Origin of the sequence: Actinomyces ruminis, assembly GCF_002154335.2 — a bacterium.
Lineage (GTDB): Bacteria > Actinomycetota > Actinomycetes > Actinomycetales > Actinomycetaceae > Actinomyces > Actinomyces ruminis.
In genome coordinates this window covers 13,477-33,199 of record NZ_MTPX02000032.1, presented here as the reverse complement: position 1 = coordinate 33,199, position 19,723 = coordinate 13,477, and the positions used below count along the sequence as shown (strand labels likewise).

At 67.7% G+C, this 19,723-nt stretch carries 18 protein-coding genes, 2 tRNA genes and 3 pseudogenes; 10 read left to right on the top strand and 13 right to left on the bottom strand.

Annotation, left to right across the window (positions count from 1 at the left end):
• Positions 1-26 precede the first annotated feature (26 nt).
• A tRNA-Pro gene (locus BW737_RS05145) sits at positions 27-100 on the top strand.
• 808 nt (positions 101-908) lie between these two features.
• On the opposite strand, the gene BW737_RS05140 is transcribed toward BW737_RS05145, so the two are convergent.
• The 3 genes and pseudogenes from BW737_RS05140 to BW737_RS05130 form a co-directional block, all read right to left on the bottom strand.
• Positions 909-1,877 (bottom strand): NUDIX hydrolase, encoded by a 969-nt coding sequence (locus tag BW737_RS05140; RefSeq protein ID WP_257210493.1) that lies wholly within the window; start codon positions 1,875-1,877, stop codon positions 909-911.
• A 69-nt stretch (positions 1,878-1,946) separates the two neighbouring features.
• Positions 1,947-4,572: pseudogene (locus BW737_RS05135) on the bottom strand (RNA degradosome polyphosphate kinase).
• A gap of 117 nt (positions 4,573-4,689) precedes the next feature.
• Positions 4,690-5,377: pseudogene (locus tag BW737_RS05130) on the bottom strand (hypothetical protein).
• 275 nt (positions 5,378-5,652) lie between these two features.
• Between BW737_RS05130 and BW737_RS05125 the strand changes: the two are divergent.
• Positions 5,653-5,726: transfer RNA gene (locus BW737_RS05125), tRNA-Lys, on the top strand.
• A 69-nt stretch (positions 5,727-5,795) separates the two neighbouring features.
• Here the strand turns inward: BW737_RS05125 and BW737_RS05120 are convergent.
• The 5 genes from BW737_RS05120 to BW737_RS05105 all read right to left on the bottom strand — a co-directional run bounded on the left by BW737_RS05120 (position 5,796) and on the right by BW737_RS05105 (position 8,005).
• Entirely contained in the window at positions 5,796-5,993 is a 198-nt protein-coding gene (locus BW737_RS05120; RefSeq protein WP_143233281.1) for a hypothetical protein, read from the bottom strand.
• 226 nt (positions 5,994-6,219) lie between these two features.
• The gene (locus BW737_RS05115) at positions 6,220-6,477 is read right to left on the bottom strand and encodes a GlsB/YeaQ/YmgE family stress response membrane protein (RefSeq protein ID WP_086615455.1); all 258 of its coding nucleotides are present in this window, start codon (positions 6,475-6,477) and stop codon (positions 6,220-6,222) included.
• A gap of 166 nt (positions 6,478-6,643) precedes the next feature.
• Complete coding sequence (locus BW737_RS19835; protein ID WP_420835706.1) at positions 6,644-6,985, bottom strand: GntT/GntP/DsdX family permease; 342 nt, start codon at positions 6,983-6,985, stop codon at positions 6,644-6,646.
• A complete protein-coding gene (locus tag BW737_RS19830; protein ID WP_420835705.1) occupies positions 6,961-7,266 on the bottom strand; it encodes a GntT/GntP/DsdX family permease in 306 nt (101 codons plus the stop codon). The genes BW737_RS19835 and BW737_RS19830 overlap by 25 nt, the downstream gene beginning before the upstream one ends.
• Before the next feature lie 217 nt (positions 7,267-7,483).
• On the bottom strand, positions 7,484-8,005 hold the full coding sequence (locus BW737_RS05105) for a gluconokinase (protein WP_086615454.1): 522 nt from the start codon (positions 8,003-8,005) through the stop codon (positions 7,484-7,486).
• A 248-nt stretch (positions 8,006-8,253) separates the two neighbouring features.
• Here BW737_RS05105 and BW737_RS05100 point away from each other — a divergent pair, with 248 nt between their 5' ends.
• On the top strand, positions 8,254-8,940 hold the full coding sequence (locus tag BW737_RS05100) for a FadR/GntR family transcriptional regulator (protein ID WP_257210498.1): 687 nt from the start codon (positions 8,254-8,256) through the stop codon (positions 8,938-8,940).
• Between the two features lie 73 nt (positions 8,941-9,013).
• Here BW737_RS05100 and BW737_RS05095 read toward each other — a convergent pair.
• From BW737_RS05095 to msrB, 3 genes and pseudogenes are all read right to left on the bottom strand, one after another.
• A pseudogene (locus BW737_RS05095) lies at positions 9,014-10,047 on the bottom strand (AEC family transporter).
• A gap of 19 nt (positions 10,048-10,066) precedes the next feature.
• Positions 10,067-11,047, bottom strand: a complete 981-nt coding sequence (locus tag BW737_RS05090; RefSeq protein WP_086615452.1) for an endonuclease/exonuclease/phosphatase family protein — start codon at positions 11,045-11,047, stop codon at positions 10,067-10,069.
• 63 nt (positions 11,048-11,110) lie between these two features.
• Positions 11,111-11,569 (bottom strand): peptide-methionine (R)-S-oxide reductase MsrB, encoded by a 459-nt coding sequence (gene msrB, locus BW737_RS05085; RefSeq protein WP_180272067.1) that lies wholly within the window; start codon positions 11,567-11,569, stop codon positions 11,111-11,113.
• A 267-nt stretch (positions 11,570-11,836) separates the two neighbouring features.
• On the opposite strand from msrB, the gene BW737_RS05080 reads away from it, so the two are divergent.
• Positions 11,837-13,333 carry a carboxylesterase family protein gene (locus BW737_RS05080; RefSeq protein WP_086615450.1) on the top strand — a complete coding sequence of 499 codons (1,497 nt, stop codon included), beginning with the start codon at positions 11,837-11,839 and terminating at the stop codon, positions 13,331-13,333.
• Positions 13,334-13,375: 42 nt separating this feature from the next.
• Here the strand turns inward: BW737_RS05080 and BW737_RS05075 are convergent, their stop codons facing one another.
• Entirely contained in the window at positions 13,376-14,983 is a 1,608-nt protein-coding gene (locus BW737_RS05075; RefSeq protein ID WP_086615449.1) for a mechanosensitive ion channel family protein, read from the bottom strand.
• Positions 14,984-15,098: 115 nt separating this feature from the next.
• On the bottom strand, positions 15,099-15,392 hold the full coding sequence (locus BW737_RS05070) for an arginase family protein (RefSeq protein ID WP_143233280.1): 294 nt from the start codon (positions 15,390-15,392) through the stop codon (positions 15,099-15,101).
• A gap of 149 nt (positions 15,393-15,541) precedes the next feature.
• Between BW737_RS05070 and BW737_RS05065 the strand changes: the two genes are divergently transcribed.
• The 6 genes from BW737_RS05065 to BW737_RS17785 all read left to right on the top strand — a co-directional run bounded on the left by BW737_RS05065 (position 15,542) and on the right by BW737_RS17785 (position 19,721).
• Complete coding sequence (locus tag BW737_RS05065; RefSeq protein WP_086615447.1) at positions 15,542-15,895, top strand: PadR family transcriptional regulator; 354 nt, start codon at positions 15,542-15,544, stop codon at positions 15,893-15,895.
• Between the two features lie 104 nt (positions 15,896-15,999).
• Positions 16,000-16,491 carry a permease prefix domain 1-containing protein gene (locus BW737_RS16705; RefSeq protein ID WP_218961788.1) on the top strand — a complete coding sequence of 164 codons (492 nt, stop codon included), beginning with the start codon at positions 16,000-16,002 and terminating at the stop codon, positions 16,489-16,491.
• 1,223 nt (positions 16,492-17,714) lie between these two features.
• The gene (locus BW737_RS16700) at positions 17,715-18,338 is read left to right on the top strand and encodes an ABC transporter substrate-binding protein (RefSeq protein ID WP_218961787.1); all 624 of its coding nucleotides are present in this window, start codon (positions 17,715-17,717) and stop codon (positions 18,336-18,338) included.
• The gene (locus tag BW737_RS16695; RefSeq protein WP_218961786.1) at positions 18,335-18,637 is read left to right on the top strand and encodes a hypothetical protein; all 303 of its coding nucleotides are present in this window, start codon (positions 18,335-18,337) and stop codon (positions 18,635-18,637) included. Before BW737_RS16700 ends, BW737_RS16695 begins: the two co-directional genes overlap by 4 nt.
• On the top strand, positions 18,547-18,999 hold the full coding sequence (locus BW737_RS16690; protein WP_218961785.1) for an extracellular solute-binding protein: 453 nt from the start codon (positions 18,547-18,549) through the stop codon (positions 18,997-18,999). The genes BW737_RS16695 and BW737_RS16690 overlap by 91 nt, the downstream gene beginning before the upstream one ends.
• Positions 19,000-19,187: 188 nt before the next feature.
• Positions 19,188-19,721: a carbohydrate ABC transporter permease gene (locus BW737_RS17785; protein WP_257210492.1), complete on the top strand. Its 534-nt coding sequence runs from the start codon at positions 19,188-19,190 to the stop codon at positions 19,719-19,721.
• Positions 19,722-19,723 lie beyond the last annotated feature (2 nt).

Sequence of the window (19,723 nt, the reverse complement as noted above, 5' to 3'; positions counted from 1 at the left end):
GACGGCGGCTATAGTCGTCCCGCACACGGGGTGTGGCGCAGTTTGGTAGCGCGCTTCGTTCGGGACGAAGAGGTCGTGGGTTCAAATCCCGCCACCCCGACGACGAGGACGCCCGCGAGCTTGCTCGTGAGGCGTCCGAGGAGGAAGGGGCAACAGGCCGCCAGGCCGAATACCCCGACGATGAGAAGGTCCATGAGCTCGCTCATGGACCTTCTTGCATCTCCGTCACCAGTAGTCGAGGGTGGGTTATCGGCGCGAATGTGTGTGCGGTTCGGGCGTGTCGTGGGGAGGCCTGCTGTCAACCTCCTCGGTTTGGACCGGGTTCCTTCAGATGGACCGCGTTTCTGCGCTTGGACCGTCTGAGAGTGCGTTTAAGGCGGTCCAACCGCAGGCGGACGGTCCGACCGCAGGCGGACGGTCCAACCGCAGGCGGGGGGCGCCAATGGACACCCGGAAACATGCCTCGCCGGTACAGGAGGAATGGGCGGGGACGGGGATCTCCCGGGTTCAGCGAGGCGACGGCCAGGCGATCTGTCGTTGCCGCCGCTCGTACTGCTGCCGGGTAGCTCGGCCCGGGAGTGTGTACCGGTCGCCCATGACACGGAGGCGGTGAAGCTCTTCGCCTACCCGTCGGTGGGCTTTTTGGCCGAAGCGGGCGTTGTTCGCAACACGGCGGTGGAGGACCGGCAGCCAGGCGGCCGCTCGGCGTCCGCGACGGGCGTACTCACGGCGATCGTCGAGGCGCGTGTATTACCCTGGTCGCGACGTCGGGCCGTGACGGGCCCCGGGCTCCAACATAAGCCGCCACGAGCGGCCATCGCGCCGACTGGCGCTCTCCGGCCCGACGTCCTTCAACAGCACCGGTCCCTGCACGTCATTGGTGCCGCTCTCGCGGGGAGCGGGCGGCGTCAGCGGCCCTCGGACAGCACCGGGCGCTGCTTTTCAATCGCAACGGCGCGGATCTTGCCACGCGGACGGCGCGCCATGTGCACCACCATGATCTCCCCGGTCTTCAGCCACGGGTCCCGATCCGGAACCGAGCGCAGCAGCTTGCCGGGTGCATAATCCGAGATCGCCTCCATGACGGTGGGCAGCACCGGACGGTGCGTGCACACGGCCACCGGCACATCGCGGCGCCGCAGCACCTTGGAGACCACCTTGCGGGCGGCCTTCGGCTTGGCGGCGTGCGCGGCCTCCGTCAGCGCCGGCTCGGTCACCAGTTCCAGGCCGGCGGCCTGCGTGTACGGGGCTACGGTGTCGTAGCAGCGGCGCCACGGGCTGGTGATCACCTGGGCGACACCGTAGGCGGCCAGCACCGGCACCAGCGCCCGAGCGCGCACCTCCCCCTGATCCTTGGTCAGGGGGCGAGTCGCCTCGTCGGTTTCCGCGTCCCGCTCCTTGGGCCGGTTCCACACCGAGCGCTTGACGGCGCGGGCATGGCGCACGAGCACGAAGGTCCAGGTGTCGAGCTTGCCGTCCTCCCACAGGTCTACCAGGGAGCCGAGCAGGTCCCGGTCGGCCGGGTGAGTGAGCAGCGTGCGGGCCTTCTTGGAACGTACCCATTCGACGTCGTCGATCTCCGCCACGTCGGAGGGTGTCACCGGTGTGCGGGCACGCAGGGCCGGGGAGTCGCCGACGGCCTCGCGGGCGGCCCAGTAGCGGACCTCCTTGCGGGTGCCGTCGGGCAGCTTGTAGCGCACCGTGTCCAGCGGTTGCCCGAGGGCGATCTGGATGCCGGTCTCCTCGGCTACCTCGCGTACCGCGCAGGTGCGCACCGACTCCCCCGGCTCCACCTTGCCCTTGGGGAAGGACCAGTCGTCATAGCGGGGGCGGTGGACCAGGAGGATCTCCAGGTGTCCGTTCGTCTCACGCCACACCAGGCGCCCGCCGCCCGGATCACCGCATCTGTGTTGGACTTGTCTGTCATATCCGGTGATTCCCGCTCGTCAGTGTCCGCTCCGCAGCCGCGAGCGGGCACGGGTCATGAGCGTGGTCTGGATGTCCTCCAGCCGGTTGCTTCGGCGTCGTGAGTGTGCCGGGTCCAGCTGCCATCGGGTTCCAGCCACCAGGAGGAGACCGCGTCGGAGGCCGCGTGGGTGACCAGCCATTCGAGCTGGGCGATCATCACCGGGTCGGTGATGCGCACCAGCGCCTCCACCCGGCGGTCAAGGTTGCGGTGCATCAGGTCCGCCGAGCCGATGAACAGGTCGGTCTCCCCATCGTTGCAGAAGGCGTAAATGCGGGAGTGCTCCAGATAGCGGCCCAGGATCGAGCGGACCCGGATGTTGTCGCTGAGCCCGGGCACGCCGGCGCGCAGGCCACAGATACCGCGCACCACGATGTCGACGTCGACGCCGGCACGGCTGGCCCGGTACAGGGCGTCGATGCAGGCCTCGTCGATGATCGAGTTGACCTTGATGCGGATCCAGGCGGGCTTGCCGGCCCGCTTGTTGGCGATCTCGCGTTCGATGCGTTCGATGAGCCCGTCGCGCACGGTGCGCGGGGCCACCAGCAGCCGGCGGAAGCGGGCGCGGGGGGCGTAGCCGGAGAGCTGGTTGAACAGAGTGGTCAGGTCCTGGGCGACGTCGCGATCGCAGGTGAGCAGACCCAGATCCTCATACCCACGGGCGGTCTTGGGGTGGTAGTTGCCGGTGCCGACGTGGCAGTAACGGCGCAGCCCGTCGGACTCTTGACGCACCACCAGCAGCAGCTTGCAGTGGGTCTTGAGCCCCACCATGCCGTAGACGACATGTACGCCGGCCCGTTCGAGCTTGCGCGCCCAGGAGATGTTGTTCTCCTCGTCGAAGCGGGCCTTGATCTCCACGATCGCCACCACCTGCTTGCCGGCCTCGGCCGCCTCGATGAGCGCATCGACGATCGGAGAGTCTCCGCTGGTGCGGTACAGGGTCTGCTTGATGGCCAGAACCTTGGGATCGGCGGCCGCCTGCGAGACGAACTCCTGCACGGAGGTGGAGAAGGAGTCGTAGGGGTGGTGCAGCAACACGTCGTGCTCGCGCATGGCGGCGAAGATGTCCCCGGGGGTGCTGGACTCCTGGGGCGCCAGCCCGGCCGCGGTGACCGGCACGAAGCGCGGGTACTTCAGTTCCGGGAGGTCCAGATCGTGCAGCTGGTTGAGGCTGGTCAGGTCCAGCGGCGCCGGCAGCTCGAAGACGTCGTCGTCGTGCAGGTTCAGGGCGCGCACCAGGTAGCGGCGCACGAAGGGGCTGATGGTGTCCTCCACCTCCAGGCGCACGCTCGCGCCGAAGCGGCGACGCTCAAGCTCCTTCTCCATCGCGGTCAGGAGGTTCTCGGCGTCGTCCTCCTCCACCTCTAGGTTCTCGTTGCGGGTGACCCGGAAGAGGTGATGCTCGAGGATGTCCATACCTGGGAACAGGTGATCCAGGTGCTGGGCGATCACGATCTCGATGGGGATGAAGGCGGCGCCCGCCTGCTTGTTCTTGGGATCCAGCTCCCGCCCGGGCACGGTGATCAGACGCGGCAGCGACTGCGGCACCTTGACGCGGGCGAAGTGCTCCTTGCCGGAGCGGGGGTTGCGCAACAGCACCGCCAGGTTGAGGGACAGGCCGGAGATGTAGGGGAAGGGGTGAGAGGGGTCCACGGCCAGCGGAGTGAGCACGGGAAAGATCTGGTGGCGGAAGTAGCGCGTGATCTTCTCGGCCTGCTCGGGATCAAGCTGCTCCCAGTCGAGAATCTCGATGTTGCGCTCGGCAAGCTTGGGACGGATGTCGTCCTGGAACAGGGCCGCCTGTCTGGCCATGAGCTCCTTGGTGCGCTCGGTGATGGCCGCAACGACCTGATGGGCGTCCAGGCCAGAGGCGCGCACGGGCGTGATACCGGCCTTGATGCGACGCATCAGCCGGCCACGCGCACCATGTAGAACTCGTCCAGGTTGGAGGAGAAGATCGCGGTGAACCAGGCACGCTCCAGCAGCTGCAGGTCCTGGTCCTCGGCCTGCTCCAGGACCCGCTGGTTGAAGTCCAGCCAGGTCAGCTCCCGGTCGGTAAAGCGATCGGTAAAGGAGTCCAGCGGCGGCAGGTCGGCTTCCGGGTCGTCGACGACGGCGCCTGCGGCTCCGTCCGCTTCGGCCTCCGCGTCCACGGCCGTGTTTGCGCAGTCGGCCGGATCAGCCTCGGGCAGGGCCACGGAGTTCTCCGCGTCGAAGCACCCGGTCTGCTCATTGGCATCGGGAGCCGAGACCGGAGGTGCACCGGCGTCATCGCCCCGGTTGCTCGCGACGGCGGGGGCATCCTCGTCGAAGTCCTCGTCCTCATACTGGGGACCGGCGTCGTCATCGGCGAAGTCGCGCGGGTCGGCCGCCTCAATGACGTGATCCTCGATGATATCCAGGTCGTCCTGGGTCAATGCCGCGGCGTCGTCCGCATCCGCAGACGCCGCCGAGGTCGCGGCGAGCGCTTCGGCCTCCGCGGGACTGACCGGAGAAGAACCCGGGTCGGCGGCGTGCCGCGCCTGCGCACGCGCCCAACCACCAAGGAAAGAGGCCAGCGGCGCGGAGTTCGTTGAGGGGGTCGCTTCGGAGTCGGGCGTCGTCATGGGGAAATCGTCCCACGTCCGCGCCCCTGGTGGGCCGTGAACCTCACCGCGGAACCGTGGAGTCCAGGCGGCCGGCGTCATCGCACGCGGGCCGGCAGGCGCCGGCACGGGGCCGGATCAGTCCAGCAGGCCAGCGCCGGCACGGCGGGCCGCCTCCAACAGCTCGTCGGCGGTGGCCAGCAGCGCGGAGTCACGCCGGGTGACCTGGTGCGCCAACTCGTCGGCGTCGTCGTCGATCCAGACGGGGCTGGAGCCGGCGGCCAGCGCGGTCAGGAAGCCGGACGTGGCGGTCAGGATGGGAACGAGCGCGGGTACGGAGCCTCAAGGGCGCCGGCAAGGACTTCGTCCAGGGCGCCGCGTATGTCCGCGGGGGCAGGGACCCGGCGGGCGTCGACCAGTGCCGCGTCGAGGCGAACACGCGCAGCGGCGGCCTCGGCCTGGCTGGCGATGGCGGTGAGATCCACGACGGTGGCGTAGCGCCGCGCAACCAGTTCCGGGTCGCGGCGAATCCACTCACGTACCAGGAACAGCCGCCAAAGCGTGCCCGGCAGGGTGGTTGCGGGCGAGTCCGCCCACAGCTCGGCCACGGCGTCGACCCCGTGGCCGGCAACGGCCGCTACCACACCGTCGCGGGTGATCGACTCCACGGAGACGTCGGTTTCAGGTGCGTCTTCGGGAAAGCCGCCAATCAGGGCCTGCGCGGCACGGTGGGCGAGTTCGGAGGCGACGGCGGTGTCGTCACTGCCTCGATGTTCTCGGCCGCTTCGGGGTCTAGTCGGGCGGGACGATGGAACTGGCGAGCCATAGGAACTCCTTGTGTCGCGGGTGTTAGCCGGGTCGGTCGCGTCGATGGCGAGTGCCCGGTTCGCGTTACTGATGGCATTGTCCCGCATGAGTGGGCAGAGGGGTGAGGGATATCCGGCGCGCATAGCGAACAGCGCACGCGCACAGGCATCCCGTCTGCGATGGGCACTCCGGGAAAGACCATGCATGCTCAGGCTCTCCAGCAGAGAGTGGCCGCGGAATCGGCTATGCTGACGCCGCCGACCGCGTCTGGATTCCGCTCCCGGCCGGAGGCGCGCCCCTCTAGCTCAGTTGGTCAGAGCTGCGGACTTTTAATCCGAAGGTCGTGGGTTCGAGCCCCACGGGGGGCACCGGCGGTGTACTGCGCCCTCATGCTCCCCACCGCCGCGTCCCTGTGCGCGCGGCGCCGGGAGCGGCGATTACGACCACAGCCGGCGAACTACCAGCAGCAAGGTGACGGACGCCAGCGCGACAAGTCCGGCTGCCGGAATCAGGTAGGGCACCACCGCGGCGTCGGCGCCACCCTCCACCAGTAGTTCGACGGCGCCTTCGAAGAGAGTCAACGCGAGCACGCCGAGCAGCACACCGATCATATTCGCGACAACGGCAGCAATCACGGACCGCATTGTTTTCTCCCCCCTTGCACGCGGCACCCCTCGTCCCGAATACCGCTCGACCGCCCAGAGCAACCATCCAATGGAGCGGGCAAGATCGTTGGCCAAGCCCATTTACGCGAACACACCCATGAACGTTAACGGTGAGCCCGAGCATATAGGGCATGGAATTGAAAGCCGGCACAGTGCGTGGCGAGGCGGTTGCACACCGTCTCGCCACGCCCGCGCCTCACCGCCTGCGGGCGACGGCCAGGTAGATGTAGATCGCGATCATGGCGGCGATCAGCGACAGGAGCCAGCGGATCCAGTCGATGCCCGGGGTTTCGGCCACACCGAGCGCCCCCGCCAGCCAGCCGCCGACCAGCGCACCCACGGCCCCCAGCACAATGGTCCACAGAATTGACAGATTCTGGTCACCCCTCATAATCAGCCTGGCCAGGGCGCCGATAATGCCGCCAAATACGATCATTCCAATGAGCTCACCCATGACGCATTCCCTTCATGTAGTGCGAAGCGATGCACTCGACGCCGCAATCACCGCATGGAGTGCCGGCGCCCTAAACGCCTGGAATCAACATACATCAGGAATTCTCCTCTGTGAGAGCCATCTCCCCCGGATACGGTAAAGCAACCGCCTACCCATGCTTTTCCGGTTAACTTCCCACGGCATTCAGTCCCGGCCTCCAGGAGTTACACACCTTCCGGCCCAGGTCTGAATGGACCCTGAAAGTCGCCAGTTCGCCGCCGGCACCCACGATCAGCAGCACTCCGACAATGGGCCCGAGTGCGCCACCGACGCGCGCGGAGATCTCATCGGCGGTGTCACCCATAGGCACACCGAACACGAGGATCGCCAGCAGCACGGTCAGCAGCAGGGCCACGATGGGCTGCCCCAGGAACAGGGCGAAGTCAACGATCGGATTGCTCCACTCCTCCGGCACCGCCGTTTCGACCACCGTGTGCATGAGCATTAGCAGCCCCGGCAGTAGCACCACCCCGATGGATACGCCGAAGGAGGGGCGTGTGCCGCTGCGCTCCTGCTAGCTGCCGCCGAGCGGCTCAGTGGCCTCGATCGGCGCCCAGCGAGCCATGAGGTGAGCCGACAGCGCGCCCGCCGGGCAACGATCATCACCACGGGAATGAGCAGAACGATGCCCACCTCGAAGAAGAGTGGAATGCCAACGACGAAGGCGATCATGGTGCCCACGTCTCCGATGGTGGAGCCCAAAACGGAGGTGAAGGCCGTGAAGGTGTCGGCCAGCGGGACTCCGGCCACTAAAGGCGAGTACGGCCGATCCGAGGGTGAGCGCCAGGAATGGATGGACCTTCCTCCAGACGATCAGCACGACGATCGTTGCGATGCCCAACAGTGCGGCAAGGATCAGTTGCAGGTCAGTGTGCCTGCGGCACCGCATCCGCGGCGGTCAGGACTGTGTACGTCATTGTCTTTGTCTCCGTGGCGAAGATGTGTGGGAAACGGGAAGTGGTCGCGGTCAGGCCGGCGCGGCGACCTCGAGCGCCGCGAGGATCGCCTCAAAGGTCTCTTCGGGGGTGGCGCGCGAGACCACGGTGACGCCGTCCTCGTCGTCGGCCAGAGGCTCGAGGGTGGCGAATTGCGAGGGCAGGAGGCTCGGGGGCATAAAGTGCCCTGCTCGGTGCTCCATGCGCTCGCGCAGCTCGTCCTGCTGGGCGACCAGGTGGATGAAGAAGACGCGCCCGTCCGCCTGGGAGAGCAGGTCCCGGTAGATCCGCTTGAGTGCGGAACAGGTGACGATGGTCTTCCTACCGGCAGCCGCCTGCTCGCTCATCCAGTCACGCAGGGATTCCAGCCACAGGCGGCGGTCCGCGTCGGTCAGCGGCACGCCTTGGGACATCTTGTCGATGTTCGCCTGCGGGTGGAAATCATCCGCTTCGGCCACCGGCCAACCCAACGCGGCATGGAGATTGGCGGCGGCAGTGGTCTTCCCACAACCTGCGACGCCCATGAGCACCAGATGCTCGACCGCTTGTTTCACGGCGCTCTCCTCAGACTCCTTTGTCGGCCATACGTACTATGATTATGATAGTTACGTACTATTTTTAAATGGGACCTAGGCCCCTAGGTGGGAGTTGTCGTTCGTCCAGCCTCTCACCTGACGCCTTCGCCAGCCCACGCCGATGCCGCTATCATCGCGATTCCAAGCCAGCCGGGGCCGCCGACGACCCCACACAGCCAGACCACCTTTCCAGGAGCATCCATGCAGCCTCAGCCCTGTGCGGCGACATTCTCGACGCGCTCGGCACTGCGATCGCCTCGGGCCAAGTGCGCCCGGGAGAGGCGCTCACTTTGGAGTCCATTCAGACGCGTTACGGCGTCTCGCGCACGCTCGCCCGCGATTGCATGCGCACCCTGGAATCGCTGGGCCTGGTCGAGTCTCGCCGCCGCACCGGCGCGGTGGTGCGTCCGCCGCAGGACTGGGCCGCATTGTCTCCTTTGGTGATCCGCTGGCAACTGGAGGCCTCCCCCGACGGCCCCAAGCTCGGCGCGCTCACTGAACTGCGTGCCGCCGTCGAGCCCGTGGCTGCTGCGGCTGCGGCCCGGCGCGCGACCGAACCGCAGCGCGCCGAGCTGTTGCACCTCGCCGCCACCATCCGCGAGCGCGGCCGCACGGGAGCAGTCGCTTCGTATCTCGACGCCGACATTGCCTTCCACGGCCTGGTACTGGAGGCCAGCCAAAATGACACCTTCGCGGCCCTGACGGATGTGGTGGCCGAAGTTCTCACCGGTCGGACCCGTCTGGACGGCGGCCTGCAGGCGCCCGAGCCCGAAGCTCTCGAACTGCACCTCCGCCTCGCCGAGGCCATCGCGGCGGGAGACGCTCAGGAGGCCGAACGCTGTATGCGCGAAATCGTGGCGGAGGTACGTGAGGTGCTGTTGGAGCGCGGGCTGCGGGGATTCCTGACGGCTTGACCTGATAACGAACCGCGGCCTCGCCTGCCCATCGCACCGTTGCCGCACACATGCCGACGTCGGCGTCAACGCTTCACAGCACCGCCGCGGCCAGGAGCACCACCGGCACGAATCCCGCCGTCGTGAGCAGCACGGCGTCGCGGGCAAGAGGCTTGGACACCCCGTAGCGGGAGGCATACATGAACACGTTTTGCGCCGTCGGCAGTGACGCCGTCGTCACCGGCATCAACAGGGCGGCGCCGCGCAACCCGGCCGCTAGCCCCAGCCCCACCGCCAGGCCGGGCACGACCAGCAGTTTCCAAGCCACCGCCCAGCGCAGCGCGGTGCGACTGGCAGCATCGTGCACCGGCTCGGGCGGCACATTGACGACGCGGGGCGCGGCTCCACCCGTCCCTTCGGCACTTCCGGCCTGGCCGGATTTCGGCGCGCCGACCATGCTCTGCGGCGGCCGCAGTCGGGAGGCGGCCAGGCTCATACCCAGCGAGAGCATCATCAGGGCACAGCGATCCGCCCCAGCGTGTCGAGTAACTCGGCGAGATGCCCGCGCAGGGCGGCACCCAGGTCGAAGCCGCTCAGGTTCACCAGCACGCCGACCAGCACGGCGAGCACCAACGGGTTGCGCAGCGGCAGGGTGTAGGTGGCGAAGCGGGAGGGGCTGCCGCGGCGGGTCACGGTATCCAGCACGGTGAAGGCAAGTGGGGTAAGCACCAGCAGTTGCAGCAGCAGGATCGGAGCGACCGCGGTGGCGTCGCCGAGCACCAGTACCAGCACCGGGATGCCCAGATTGGCAGCGTTGACATAGGCGGAGGCGAGTGCCCCGATCATCGCCTCGGCCACCGGGCGATGCAGCAGACAGCGATGCACGCCCCAGGCGGTCGCCAGCCCCAGCAGTTCGGCCCCGACGGCGACGGCGGTGCCCACCGAGGTGACGGCCTCGAGGTCGGCGTCGACGAGCGTGGTTATCAGCAGGGCGGGAGTAGCGGCGAAGAAGCACAGCCTAGTCAGGACGGTGTCGGATCCCACGGGCACCGCCCCGGTGCGCACCAGCACCCAGCCCACCGCGATGACGACGGCGAAGACCGCCAGGCCCCCAACGACGTCGGCCACTGGTCTTCCTCACCCGCTCTCAGCCGACCGGTTCGAGGTCGATCCAGGTCCCGGCGTGGTCGGAGACGACGAAGGTGCGAGTCCCGCCGCCGACGGCGCGCAGCGACTCCCCCGGCGCAGGGCCTATTCCACCGGCAGACTCGGCCGCTGGCGGTGGCGTCGCAGCGGCAGCGGCGGGCCGAGGGTCGGTCAGGAAGTGATCGATGCGACGGGTCGGACGGGCGGCAGGGAAGGTGGGTCCGTCGCCGAGCATCCGGGCCACCCCGAGGGCTGCCACCTGTTCGGTCGGCAAGTTGAAGTCGCCGGCAAGCAGGTGGGGGCCGGGGAGGGCGGCCAAGGCGTCCCAGGCGGCGCCCAGCTGCCGGCACGCCGTGTCCGTGCGGGTGGCCAGGTGGGTGACGCCCACATTGAGCACGCCGACACCGGGTAATGCATGCTCCGGCAGCTCCAGCCCAGCGGCCAGCAGATTGCGGGCGGTGGCGGTGAACAGACGGTAGGAGCGCGGGTCGATCGGGTTGCCGCGGCGCACCAGGCTGGCGGGACCGCGGCCCAGCCGCATCACCCGCCAGGTGCCGATGGGGTACCGGCTCAACAACGCATTGCCGAAGCCGACCGGCCCCTGGCCGAGCACGGCGCGGGCCGGGCCGAGCACGTCGTCGGCGGGATCGGTCAGGGCGGCGCGCAATGGGCGGCGACGCAGGCCGGCGACGGGTCCCGCATAGGCGGCGGCAAAGCGGTGATAGCGCCAGCCCAGCAGCTCGGCCAGAACTCCCGCCTGATCCAGCCGCCCGGAGCGGGCCTGACCGAGGTCGACCTCTTGCAGTGCGACCACGTCGGGGCCGAGCTCGGCGATCTGCTCCGCCAAGGCCGCCAGCACGGCGCGGGCGATAGCGGGGTCACGGATGTCGGCACCGGCCAGCGAGCCACTGGCCGCGGTCCCGTCGCCCGCGCCGACGCCGGGCTGACCATGTTGCAGGTTCAGGGTCAGCACGCGCAGCACGTTGGGCCTCCTATTGGCGTTACCGGTTTCGACAGCGCGGCGCGGATGCTCGCCAGGCCGGGGCTACGCCTCGGCGGAGTCTGCGTCGGGCTCGAAGCTCAGGCTAACGGAGTTCATGCAGTAGCGCTGGCCGGTAGGAGTGCTGGGGGCGTCGTCGAATACGTGCCCGAGATGACTGTTGCAGGCCGCGCAGCGCACCTCGGTGCGCACCATGCCGTGAGAGGTGTCCGTGGACAGCACTACGGCGTCGGTGCGGGACGGGTCGTAGAAGGAGGGCCAGCCGCAGTGGGAGTCGAACTTGGTGGCGGAGCGGAACAGCTCCGCCCCGCAGGCGCGACACCGGTAGATGCCCTCGCGGTGCTCATCGAGCAGTGCCCCGGTGTAGGGGCGCTCGGTGCCGGCCTCGCGCAGCACGTGGTACTCCAGCGGGCTGAGCGCGGCCCGCCACTCGGCGTCGGTGCGAGCAATGGCGGCGGGGTCGAGGCGGGGACCGGCGGCGTCCTGATGGTCTGAGGTGCTCATGGATCCATCGTGGACCCGTCGCTCCCCACAGCCAAGCACACAGCGCCGAACAACCGCCACCGACATTTTAAGGATTGCCTCACCTTATTTATATAGATAACATCGTTATCTAAGGCGTGGGTTACACACGGGAATGAGTCGCGGACACAGGAGGGGCAATGCCGCAACGGGCCGGAAGCACACGCCGACCGGTGCAGATCCCGCGGCGGATCCTTGTCGCCATTGAGGGCTCAGACCGATGACAACAACGAAGGGAACGCAGTCACGATGCTCCACACCGCGATCGGAACGCTCCGGGCCGAACGGGTGGGCTCCACCGCCGACGACGGCGCCCCGGTCTACCGCATCCTCGGCATCCCCTACGCCCACGCTGAACGCTTCCAGGAGCCGGAGCCCGTGATCTCCGGCTCGGGCGACGGCTTCGTCAATTCCGGACGCGGCCAGTGTTTCCCGCAAAGACTCATGCCGGGCTTCATCAACCTGTTCCTGCGTCATTTCCAATTGCGTCCCGAGTGGCAGCCGCGTCGGGATCTCCAGACCGAGGACTCGCTGCGGCTCAACGTGTGGACCTCCGGTCCGGAGCCACTGAAGCCGGTACTCGTCTTCATCCACGGCGGCGACTGCGGCTCGGGCACCCTGCCCATCTACGACGGCACTCACCTCGCCGAGCAGGGCATCGTGGTGGTCACCGTCACCTACCGGATCGGCGTGTTCGGGCACCTGCATGTGGTCGACGGCGACCGGATCAGCTGCGACCGGGCCCCACTGGACCAGCAGGCGGCGCTCCGCTGGGTGAAGGCCAATATCTCCGTCCTCGGCGGCGACCCGGACCGGATCACCCTGATGGGTCATTGCGGCGGCGCCCAGTACGCCCTCTACCAGGCGCTCAACCCGGACAACCGTGATCTGTTCCATCGACTCATCTTGTGCAGCGGGCAACGTGCCACCCCGCAACCGTTGGAGTCCGCCAGTGAATGGGAGGCCTTCACCCGTCTCCTGGAGGCGAACCGCATCCGCGACTATCACCAGCTGACCACAGCACCGGTGGGCCGCCTGCTGCGCCTGACGCAGCCCACTATGGCCCTGTCCACCACCATGGATCAGCCCTTCTTCAAAGTCGATCCGCGCAAGGTACTGAGCGAGGGCGCCTTCCCCCACGTGCCGGTGCTGGTGGGCTCCACCGCGGACGAGTTCTCCATGATCGAGTTCCCCCTGTGGTACCGACGCATGGGCATCGCCACCACACAGGAGGAGTTCGAGCGGGCCGCCGCGCGCCTGTACGGGTCCTGGGCCGAACCCATCGCCGCCTCGCTGCGCCCGGAGGCAGTGAGTCTTCCGGACCTGCAGATAAAGATGATGGAGCTACTCGTCTTCCACAGCGCGGCGTTGAACCTGATGGAGCGCTTCGCGGCGTACACCAGGGTCTACGGCTACCGCTTCGAATACGTCCCCAACCTCTACCGCGGCCTGCGCGGCGCCTATCACGGCGCGGAAGTGGCGATCTTCTTCGGCAACCTGGACCGCATGCGCATCCCCATCACCGCTGACAACCGCCGGGCGATGGCCATCACACAGCGAGACTGGCTCGGCTTCGTACGTGACGGCTCCATGCCCGGCCGCCCCGCCTTCGATGAACGGGCGGAGATCACCCGTTACCGGGGCGAGGGCGAGGCAGTCCGGTTCCCGCATCTGGAGTTGCTGCGCGAGCTGGAAGGGACGGACCTGGCCCGCCGGGTGGTGAACACCTACATGAGTCGTCGTTGACATCGACTTCACACAACACTGCGGTGAAGGCGTCTTCAGCGGTCAGTCGTCGGCCTCGTCGGCATCCGTGGTGGACTTGCCCAGGCCGAGTTTGCCGGTGGAGGCATCGGCGGGCTGAGCCGAGTCCAGGTAGGCCTGCTGCTCCTGGGTGGAGATGACGCCGGTCGCCTCCCCGGTGTCCACCGGCCGGCGGCTGGACCCGGCGGTGCCGCCGCTGTCGGGAGCGCCGCCCGGCGCCGCATCCCGGGCGAGTATGCGACGCCGCCGGACCTTGTCGCGCCGAGCCCGGCGGAGTTTCGCCCGTCCCTTGGCGACGGCGCGCAGGCGCGCGGCCTCAATCGGATCATCTGCGACGGGGCGCTGTACGGCCGTGGCCTCCTCCACGACGACGTCCGCCTCACCATCGGGCTTTTGCAAGGTGACGAGCTCCTCGGCCAGCCGCGCCACCTTCTCCGGCGTGGGGTCGTGAGTGACATCCACGTTGTCGACCTCAACACGGGTGCGCGGCAGGGCGTAGGGGGCCTCCCGCTGCAGCCAGGCGACCAGTTCCTCGCGCAGCTGGCACTGGAGGGTGAACACGTCGGCGTTGTTGGCGCCGGACACGGCTATCCGCACGGTGACGGTGCCCGCGGAGGTGTCGGTGACGTCCACGGAGGCGACGCGTCCGTCCCACACGGCCGAGCCGGACAGGATCCGTTCCACCTCGGCGCGCAGGGCCGCCACGGGCGCGCGCCAGTCCAGGTCGATGGTGAAGGTGCCGGTGAGCTGGCTGCCGCGCCGAGACCAGTTGGCGAAGGGATTCTGGGTGAAGTAGGTGGAGGGGAAGATCAGGCGCCGTCCGTCCCACACGCGCACGACCACGTAGGTCAGGGTGATCTCCTCGATGAAGCCCTGCTCGTCGTTCACCACGACGACGTCGTCCACACGGATGGCGTCGGTGGTGGCCAGCTGGATGCCGGCGAAGAGGTTGCCCAGGGTGGACTGGGCGGCGAGACCGGCGACTACGGAGACCAGCCCGGCGGAGGCCAGCAGGGAGGCCATGGCCACGCGCGCCGACGGGAAGGTCATGGCCACCCCGACGAGTCCGCAGATGACGATGATGACCTCGGCCACGCGGCGCAGCACCTGCGCCTGAGTGGTGATGCGTTTGGTGCGGCCGACGTCGCCGTGGGAGCGCACCCCAATCACGATCGACGACTCGATGGCCTTGGCAATTCCAACCACCACCCAGGTGGAGGCCAGGATGATGCCGATGAGCAGGGCGTGGAGCACGAACTGTGCCCAGTCCGGCTGCGACAGGTCGAAGAAGGCGACCTGCCCGCCGAGGAAGGCGCCGACAAGGGCAGCCATCACATACATCGGGGTGCGGCAGAAGCGGATGAGCTCGGCATACATCACTCGGTGTCGCCCCATGGCGCGTAGGACGACGACGAGGATGAAGACCAGGGCAATGCCGATCAACGCGCCGAGTCCGGCGCGCCAAGCCAGCGAGAACACGTCTGCGGTTGCCTCCACGACGGCCTCGGCGGCCTCGGAGGCGCCATCGGTGGCCGTGGACGTCGCGGAATCCGTCGGGGTGTCGGCGCTCAGCGCGGCAGAGAAAGCGAGGGCGCGAAGCGATGCGGCTGCTGCCGCCGATGCGAAGGCCATGTGCCCAAGATTAGAGCCCGGCGCTGTGCTCCGGCTGTGCGCGGCCCCGACCTCGCCGTCTTTCACATCACTGAGCGTCACGTCACCCGAGACCGCTCGGCCGTCCGCGCCCCCGTCAGTCGGTGACCAGCGGCAATCCCGCCAGGACGGCCCCCAGGGCGAGCAGCTCGCGGGGAACGTATTCGGCCACCGTGAGCCCAACGACGTCGGCCGCCTCGCCGAGGTCGGCAATCAGGCGGTGCACCCGGGCGGCGGTGAGCCCGCCGGACACCCGCCCGAGGCCGAGGGCGACCTCGTCGGCGTCGATCGTGTCGACGTCGGGGTGGGAGTCGATGGTCCGCAGGATCGCGGGGCCGTCGTTGGGCGGGTAGGACGGGAGGAATCCGGGGATGGGCTGCACTGCATCCATGTCTTGACCGTGAACGTCGGCGTCGCGACGGGGACCGACAGGCGATAGAACACTAGACGTACTACGCCTGTCGTAGTACGTTGTACGTATGGACATCGTCACGCCCTGCGGCCGACCACCGCGGCCGGGCAGCTTCGAGGAACGCCGCCATGATTAGCGCCGACGCCATACGCGGCTACATCGACCTGATCGTGCTCACCCTCCTGCGCGATCACCCCTCCTACGCCTACGAGCTCGCCAAGACCATCACCCAGGTGGCGCAGGAGCAGTACACGATCAAGCAGACCACGCTGTACTCCGCACTCAAGCGCCTGGAATCCACAGGGCTCGTCTCCTCATTCGCCAACACCAGCGAGTCAGGCAAGCCCCGCACCTACTACCAACTCACCGACGCCGGCGCCACCCACCTGGCGGACAAACTCGCCGAGTGGGAGGACACCAAGGCCCTCATCGACCGTTTCGCGCAGCGCGCTCCCAACTCAGACATATCGACGTCGCCCTGACCGCACAATCACCGCCCCAGACACATGTCACACAAGACAACCCGCCCACAGCCGACCCGGCTAGGCACCCGCCCGACCGGATCTCAGACACACAAGGAACTCTGATGGATGCCATCGACACCTTCCTCGAAGCCATGTTCGCTCCCTACCCCGCCACCCCGCGCCTGTCGGAGGCCAAGCGGGAGCTCCACGCCATGATGGAGGACGCCTACGCCGACGCCGTCACCTCCGGTAAGTCTCACAACGAGGCCGTAGGCCAGGTAATCACCGACTTCGGCAACCTGGAGGAACTGGCACCCGTGCTCGGCATCCTTCCCGACATTCGCGACGCCGGCGCCGCAGCGAATGCCGCTCCGCCGATACGCCCGTCGCAGTCCCGGCAGGCACGCCCGTCTCAGCCCCGACCATGCCCGATACGACGTCGTCGGAGTACCCCGTCATCACCCTGCCGGAGGCCCAGGCCCTGGCCGAGGCGCGCCGCACCACCGGTGCCCTACTCGGCATTGGCGTGGCCCTGTGCGTGCTGGCGGCGGCGCCGCTGTTTCTGGCCCTCGGCCTGTCCCAGTCCGACGACGGACTGGGACTCATCCCCCTGAATGAGGACCAGGCGACTGCGGTAGGCCTTCCCCTCACCCTGGTGGTGGTGGCCCTGGCCGTGACCCTGTTCATCCGCCGCCATCGGGCATTCATGGGCCTGACCCACCTCACGAACGGCAAGTTCACGCGTAATCCAGTCGTCTCCGCCTGGGCGGCGCGGCTGCGCCTGGAACACGAGGCAACACGCTCGCGCGCGCTGGTCATCGCCGTCGCCCTGTGGATCCTGGCCCCCATCCCCGTGCTGGGCGCCGGCATTCTGCTCCAGGACCACAATGGCGGCGAGCAGTTGCTGGGTCTGACCGTCACCCTACTCATAGTGGCGCTCGGGCTGCGGATCTTCCTGCCGACCACTTGGGCATCCATGACGCACACGACCGTCACCGAGGAGGGCCGCCCCGCCGATGCCGCGCCCACCTGGCGCAACCCCGGAGACTCCCCGTTCATTGAGGCGATCGCCGGGCCATACTGGATCGGCTGCGTGGCCATCTTCCTGGCCTGGTCCTTCATCTCCTCCGACTGGGGCATCACGTGATGATCTGGCCGATTGCGGGCGTTCTGTTCGGCGCGATCGCCGCCGGTGAAGCCGGCCTGCGCTCCTGGCGCTCCCACCAATCCGCCCAGGCTCAACGCTGAGCCGCCCGCCGCCGCCCCACCCGGGAGCGGCCGGGGTTTGAGCGCGGTCGTCAAGGCCGTCGGGTCCAGCGACCAGCTTGGGCGGGCCCCCACTTGCTGCGCCGCGTTGTTGCACCGCGTCTGGCCCGGATGCCTGCGGGTTGGGCTGGCCTGCTGGCGGGTTCGTCCGGCCCATCCCCTGCGTTTCCAGAGGTCTTCTTCGGGGGTGGTGGTGTCCAGTTTCGAGGGCCGGGGTGGCGTTGCACGACCTTGGACAGTACTGCACGACCTTGGTGCACCTTCCACGACCCCAGGGTGGTCGTGCAACAGGCACCAAGGTCGTGGAACGCGGCCCGGGGTCGTGCAGGACACAGGCGGGTGAGTGGTTCGGGGGCTGGCCACCATGTTCTCGGATGCAGTTCACGCGCGAGCCGGTCACGTGAGGCTGCGGGCCGCCACAGCCTCCGAGAGTGGACGCCGGGGCGAAAGTGTGTCATGATTTACCCACCCTTTGAGAGCGCTCTCATACAAGGGAGGCCAACCCAAGAGCGCTCTCAAACGAACACCCGTGGCGCAGTGCTGCGCCGCGCATCCCAACAAAGGAGTCATCGTGTTCAAAAAGCAGGCCATGGCCGGCCTCAGCGTCCTCGCCGTCGGCGCGCTAGCACTCGCCGGCTGCGGCTCGGGAGGCTCCGGGTCATCAGACACGGACGCGGGCGGCCAGATCACTCTCACCATCGCCACGTTCAACGAGTTCGGCTACGACAATCTGCTCGACGAGTACATGAAGCAGAACCCCGACATCAAGGTCGTCGAGAAGAAGGCCGCCACCTCCAACGAGGCCCGTGACAACATGAACACCCGCCTCGCCGCGGGTTCGGGCCTGGCCGACGTCGAGGCCATCGAGATGGACTGGCTGCCCGAGCTCATGCAGTACTCCGACCAGTTCGTCGACCTGTCCTCCGACTCGGTCGCCGACCGCTGGCCCGAGTTCAAGGTCGCCCCGGCCACCACCGCCGATGGCAAACTCATCGGCTACGGCACCGACGCCGGCCCGGAGGCCGTGTGCTACCGCGCCGACCTGTTCGAGCAGGCCGGCCTACCCACCGACCGCGATGAGGTCGCCGAGCTTCTGGACGGAGACTGGGACAACTACTTCGAGGTTGGTAAGCAGTTCGTCGACGCCATCGGCATTCCGTGGTACGACTCAGCGGCCGGCACCTACCAGGCATGATCAACCAGATCGAGAACCCCTTCGAGAACGACGACGACTCCGTCATGCCACTGAAGTCCAACGACACCATTCACGACACCTACAACACGATCCTCGAGCAGTCCGACGCCGGCCTGTCTGCGGGTCTGTCGCAGTGGAGTGAAGACTGGGTCAACGCCTTCCAGAACGACGCTTCGCCACCATGCTCTGCCCGCCGTGGATGCTCGGTGTGGTTGAGGGCAACGCCGCAGGCGTTGAGGGCTGGGACGTGGCCCCGGTCTTCCCCGGCGGCGGCGGCAACTGGGGCGGCTCCTACCTGACCGTCCCCACCCAGGGCGAGCACCAGGAGGAGGCCAAGGCGCTGGCCGACTGGCTGACGGCCCCCGAGCAGCAGATCAAGGCCTTCCAGACCAAGGGCAACTTCCCCTCGCAGACCGAGGCGTTGGATGACCCGGCCCTGCTGGACTACACCAACGAGTTCTTCAACGATGCCCCAATCGGCCAGATCTACTCCGACATGTCCAAGAAGATCGAGATCTCCCCGTACAAGGGCACGAACTTCTTCGCCATCACCACCGTCGTCACCGACGCGCTCACCCGCGTGGACGTCGACAATACCGACGATGCCGACTCCTCCTGGGACAAGGCGCTGAGCGAGTTCGACCAGCTCGGGCTCGAATAACACCCCCAGGCACCCGCACATGATCGTGGCGCGGCCCGGTACCGCGGAATCCCGCGCGCCGGACCGCGCCACGACGTATCTCGACCGCTGACCGGAAAGGATCGGCAATGACGTCAGCAGCAATCTCGACGCGGGACCGTCGGACCGCGCCCACCCCACCACCGACGCGCTCACAGCGGCGCGGGTCCATGTCCCGGCGGGACAGGCTGGGACGCCTCGACTTCGTAGTCTCCCCGTACCTGTACATCGCCCCCTTCTTCATCGTCTTCGCCATCACCGGCCTGTATCCACTGCTGTACACGGCCTGGGTCTCGTTCCACAAGTGGCACCTGATTGGCGGCGACCAGGGATTCACCGGGCTGGACAACTACATCAACGTGGTGCAGCAGCCGAACTTCTGGATCGCCCTGCGCAACACCTTCTCCATCTTCCTACTCTCCAGCGTTCCGCAGATCATGCTGGCGGTTTTGATCGCCTACGTGCTCAACACCAACCTGCGGGCGAAGACCTTCTGGCGCATGGGGGTGCTGCTGCCCTACGTGGTCGCCCCGGTGGCCGTGTCGATCATCTTCTCCAAGCTATTCGCCGACCAGTCCGGCATGGTAAACGCCATCCTCGGCCACATCGGACTCGACCCGATCGGCTGGCACGCCTCGGCGTTCTGGTCCCACATCGCAATCGCGAACATGGTCAACTTCCGCTGGACCGGCTACAACGCCTGATC